The organism is Brevundimonas sp. (assembly GCF_032107865.1).
In the GTDB taxonomy this organism is placed as follows: domain Bacteria; phylum Pseudomonadota; class Alphaproteobacteria; order Caulobacterales; family Caulobacteraceae; genus Brevundimonas.
Window position 1 is genome coordinate 1 of the sequence record NZ_DAMCNG010000216.1, and the last position, 4,315, is coordinate 4,315.

Sequence of the window (4,315 nt, forward strand, 5' to 3'; positions counted from 1 at the left end):
CGGCGCGATGGCGGGGCTCGCCCGCATCAGTTCGTCGATCCGCTCCATGGCCCCGGCGGCCTTCTGCACGTCGCCCCAGCTTTCGCCCAGCGCGCCGACCGCGCCCGCCGCGAACACCGACAGCAGCACGAACTGCAGCAGGGCGCCCGGCGTCATGGTCCCGGCGATCACGTCCTGAGCGCCCAGCCACAGCACCAGCGTCACGCCGCCGAACATGACCACGATGATCATGGCGGTCATCACGCCGCGCGCCCGCATCCGCTTCAGGGAGACGCCGAACGCCTCTTCCACCGCCGCGCCGAAGCGGCCGATGGCGCTCTTTTCACGGCCGAAGGCCTGCACCGTCTCGATGGCGTCGACGCTTTCACCTGCAAAGCCCACGGCCCCGGCGAAGGTGTCCTGCGACTGCACTGTCAGGCGACGCACCACGCGGCCGAACAGGAACAGCGGCACGATCAGCAGCGGCACGATCAACAGGACGAAGCCCGTCAGCTTCGGGCTGACGAAGAACAGCAGGATCACCCCGCCGATCAGCGTCAAGAAGTTGCGCAGCGCATAGCTGACCGAGGTGGTCAGCAGGGTGTCCACCAACTGAATGTCCGTCGTCAGGCGCGACAGCACCTCGCCCGTCCGCATATGGGCGAAGAAGACCGGGTCCAGCGTCAGGATGCGCTGGAACAGGGCCGTGCGCAGATCGGCGATGATCCGCTCGCCCGTCTTGGTGACGTAGAAATAGCGTAGCGCCGTCGCCAGCCCCAGGATCACGGCGTTGAGGCCCAGGATCAGGAACCATTTGTCGATATTGGCGCCGCCGTTCTCGAACCCCTGGTCGATGGCGCCGCGCGCCGTCGCCGTCAGCGCCAGCGACGCGACCGTCGAGCCGATCAGCCACACCGTCGCGATGGCGGCGTCCATCTTGTGCCGCCCCAGGAAGGGCAGCAGCCGTCCCAGGGGGCGGATGTTGCGGCTCTTGGCGCGCTTGCCGCCCGCCTCGTCCATCTGTTCGGCCAGAACGGCGCCGGCGCCGGGGCGGCCGGTCGGCTGGGCATGACGTTGAGGTTCAGCTTGGGTCATGGTCGCGCTCTTGCCCCGGAACGCACCCCGGTGTAAACGCCGCCCCTCGCTCCCGTCGCGCTCTGTGGCGGGATTCTCTAATTACGCGCAGTGACGGTCGGCATCGTCGTCGCGCAGAGACGGACAAGATCGATGAAAGCGGACACGCACCCCGACTACCACTTCATCACTGTTGTGATGACCGACGGCACCTCCTACCAGACCCGTTCGACCTACGGGAAAGAAGGCGCCACGCTGAACCTGGACATCGATCCGACGTCTCACCCGGCCTGGACCGGCGGCAACCAGCACCTGATGGACCGCGGCGGCCGCGTCTCGCGCTTCAACAACAAGTTCGGCGGCTTCATCAAGAAGTAAGCCACGCTTGGTGCGACAAGTTCGCCACAAAAGCGCCGGTCTCAGGACCGGCGCTTTTTTGTTGCCCGGAACACCGTTAACATGGGCGCGTTCGATTACTCGGGGCGTGGACGTTGGGTCCGGGCCGATATCGGACCACAAGAGTTACAGACGATGAACCGACGGGAATTGGGCCTTGGCGTCGCCACGACGAGCCTGACGCTGGCAGCCGCGAACGGGGCGCTGGCCCAGACGCGCACCACGGACCCTCAGATCTTCATCGCCGGCTTCGACGCCCAGGCCGGCCGCCTTCCTGCGGCCCAGCAGGCGGACGTCCGCGCCGTCTATCAACTGACCGGCGGCAAGCCGATCTGGACCGCCGACCGCCTGCGCGTGCTTCAGGAGGTCGCCGCCGGCGCCGAACGTCACGGCCTGCCCGCCGGGGACTTCTTCGACTTCGTCGGCCTGGCCGCCGATCGTGAGACGGCCGAGATTCGCACCACCGCCGCCGCCCTAGCCTACGCCAGGGTTCTGACCGAGGGCCGCGTCCGGCCCGAGACGGTCGAAGAGCTGTGGGAGATGCAGAAGAACAGCGCCGACCTGCCTCGCGGCCTGGTCGACGCCGTGGCCGCCAACAAGCTGAGCCAGTGGTTCGACGCCCTGCCCCCGACGGACCTGGGCTACACCAATCTGTCGGCCGGTTACGCTCGCTATCGCCGCATCGCCCGCCAGGGCGGCTGGCCCGCCTTCCGTATCGGCGGCACCATCGAACCGGGGACCAGCGATCCGCGCATCCCGGCCCTGACCGCCCGCCTGGCCGCCGAAGGCGACCTGAGCGCCGCCGCCGCCGAACGGTTGAAGGGCAACCTGTCCTACGGCCCTGACCTGGAGCAGGCGGTCCGCAGCTTCCAGACCCGCCACGGCCTGGGCTCCGATGGTCGCATCGGCGGCGCCACCCAGCGCTCGCTGACCGCCACAGCCGAGGATCGGGCCCGCCAGATCGCCCTGAACCTGGAGCGCCGTCGCTGGCTGAAGCGCGACCTGAATCCCGAGCGGATCGAGGTCAACACCGCCGCCGCCATCATGGTTTACTGGAAGGACGGCAAGCCGGTTCACTCCAACCGCGTGGTCGTCGGCACCGCCGCCAACCAGACCCCCAGCCTTGAAAAGCCCTTCGCCTCGGTCGTGGCCAATCCGCCGTGGACCGTGCCCATGGGCATCGCCCGGCGCGAAATCCTGCCCAAGGGCCCCGGCTACCTGGCCGCCAACGACATGTACGTCAACGCCGACGGTTGGGTGGTGCAGCGCGCCGGTCCGAAGTCGTCGCTGGGCAATGTGAAGTTCGAGTTGCAGGACAGCTACGCCATCTTCCTGCACGACACCCCGGCGCGGGGCGCCTTCAATCTGTCGGTGCGCCAGCGCAGCCACGGTTGCGTGCGGGTGCAGGACGCCATCGGCTTCGCTCGCCTGCTGCTGTCGCCCGATCCCGAACGTCTGGCTCTGTTCGACGCGGCCCAGGCCAGCGGCGAGACCAAGCGCGTGACCACCGGCCGCAACATCGGCGTGCGCCTGCTGTACTGGACCGCCTTCGTCGACGGTCAGGGCCGCGTCGCCTTCCGCGAGGACGTCTATAAACGCGACGCCAAGCTGGCCGACGCCCTGGGCATCGCCGTCAACCTGCCTCAGGTCATCGCCGACGCTCCGATCGATCCGGATGAAGTGACGCCGTAAGCCCCCCCTGCCTTCTGCCTCCCCATGAAATGGGGACGAGAACCTCAGCCGAAGGCCGCGCGCAGCAGATCCATCTGGTTCAGGACGGGATTGGCCGGCGCCTCGGCGGGCTCGACGTACATCTGGCGGTCCAGATGCAGCACACGGTCGTACAGCTTCTCCGCCCGCACGGCGTATTCGATCAGGGCGATCGGCAGATCGCCGCGACGCGGCTCGGCGTCCATACGGCGATCGGCCAGACGGTAGCGAGGGTCGCCCGCCGCCTCGGCGCTCATGTCCTGCTCGCGCACGGCGCGCTGCACCAGCAGCCAGGACGCGATCTGCATCAGCCGTGTCGTCAGCTTCATGCTCTCGCCCGCATAGGACAGGGCGGCCGCCCGCGACAGCAGGCGGGAATCCTGCCGCCCGTCGCCGTCCAGATAGGCGGCGGTCTCCTCGACCAGTTCCATGCCTTCGCGGAAGGTGCGCTCGAACAACTCTGAGCGTGCGAAGTCCAGCACTTCGGCGCTGGCGAGGCGCGCCGGGGTCAGATCGGCTTCGATGGCTGTCACGGGCGTCTATCCATGCATCTCATGCATCCGCTGGGTGCAATCGTCATGCCACGGAAGCTGATTCTGCGGGAGAGGGCCGTCGAAACCGTCCCCAACCCTCGTCCCTCAGCGGAAGTTGAACAGCGCGTCGGCCGCGCTGCGCTGCGAGGACTTGCCGTCGATCGCCGCGCGGGACCGCGCGATCTCGGCCTCCAGGGCGGCGATCCGCTCCTGCAGTTCGTCCACGGCGTAGAGGTCCAGGTCTTCGCGTCCCAGGGCGGTAAGGGCCTCGCCGCGCTGCGGCCGGGGCTCCAGATCTTCGAAACTCATCCTCGCCTCCTTGGCCATTCCGAGCATGACCTCCTATGTGAACGCCGCATTGAACCGGAATGCAAGCCAAGGGAGCCGTCGCCATGTCCGTCGCCATGCAGGCCATAGAGATCGAAAACGGACGCGGCCCCGCCGGCGCCCTGCGTCTGACCACGCGCCCCCTGCCCGCGCCTGGTCCCGGCGAAATCCGCATCCGCGTGCGGGCGGCTGGCGTGAACCGCCCCGACATCGTCCAGCGCGAAGGCCGCTATCCGCCTCCGCCGGGCGCCTCGGACATCCTCGGGCTTGAGGTCGCGGGCGAGGTCGACGCCGTG

Annotated in this window: 6 protein-coding genes; 3 read left to right on the forward strand and 3 right to left on the reverse strand. The window is 68.3% G+C overall.

Annotated features, from left to right (window positions below):
- Positions 1 to 1,074: ABC transporter transmembrane domain-containing protein (locus RT567_RS14045; protein WP_313576898.1), on the reverse strand; the 1,074-nt coding region annotated here is incomplete at its 3' end.
- Between the two features lie 132 nt (positions 1,075 to 1,206).
- On the opposite strand from RT567_RS14045, the gene rpmE reads away from it, so the two are divergent.
- Complete coding sequence (gene rpmE, locus RT567_RS14050) at positions 1,207 to 1,431, forward strand: 50S ribosomal protein L31 (RefSeq protein WP_025978193.1); 225 nt, start codon at positions 1,207 to 1,209, stop codon at positions 1,429 to 1,431.
- Between the two features lie 153 nt (positions 1,432 to 1,584).
- Positions 1,585 to 3,141, forward strand: coding sequence for a L,D-transpeptidase family protein (locus tag RT567_RS14055; protein WP_313576899.1), 1,557 nt, complete (start codon positions 1,585 to 1,587; stop codon positions 3,139 to 3,141).
- Positions 3,142 to 3,185: 44 nt separating this feature from the next.
- On the opposite strand, the gene RT567_RS14060 is transcribed toward RT567_RS14055, so the two are convergent.
- Positions 3,186 to 3,590 carry a DUF1465 family protein gene (locus RT567_RS14060; RefSeq protein WP_409516178.1) on the reverse strand — a complete coding sequence of 135 codons (405 nt, stop codon included), beginning with the start codon at positions 3,588 to 3,590 and terminating at the stop codon, positions 3,186 to 3,188.
- 207 nt (positions 3,591 to 3,797) lie between these two features.
- Entirely contained in the window at positions 3,798 to 4,001 is a 204-nt protein-coding gene (locus RT567_RS14065) for a DUF1192 domain-containing protein (protein ID WP_313576900.1), read from the reverse strand.
- Positions 4,002 to 4,096: 95 nt separating this feature from the next.
- Between RT567_RS14065 and RT567_RS14070 the strand changes: the two genes are divergently transcribed.
- Positions 4,097 to 4,315: alcohol dehydrogenase catalytic domain-containing protein (locus tag RT567_RS14070; RefSeq protein WP_409516179.1), on the forward strand; the 219-nt coding region annotated here is incomplete at its 3' end.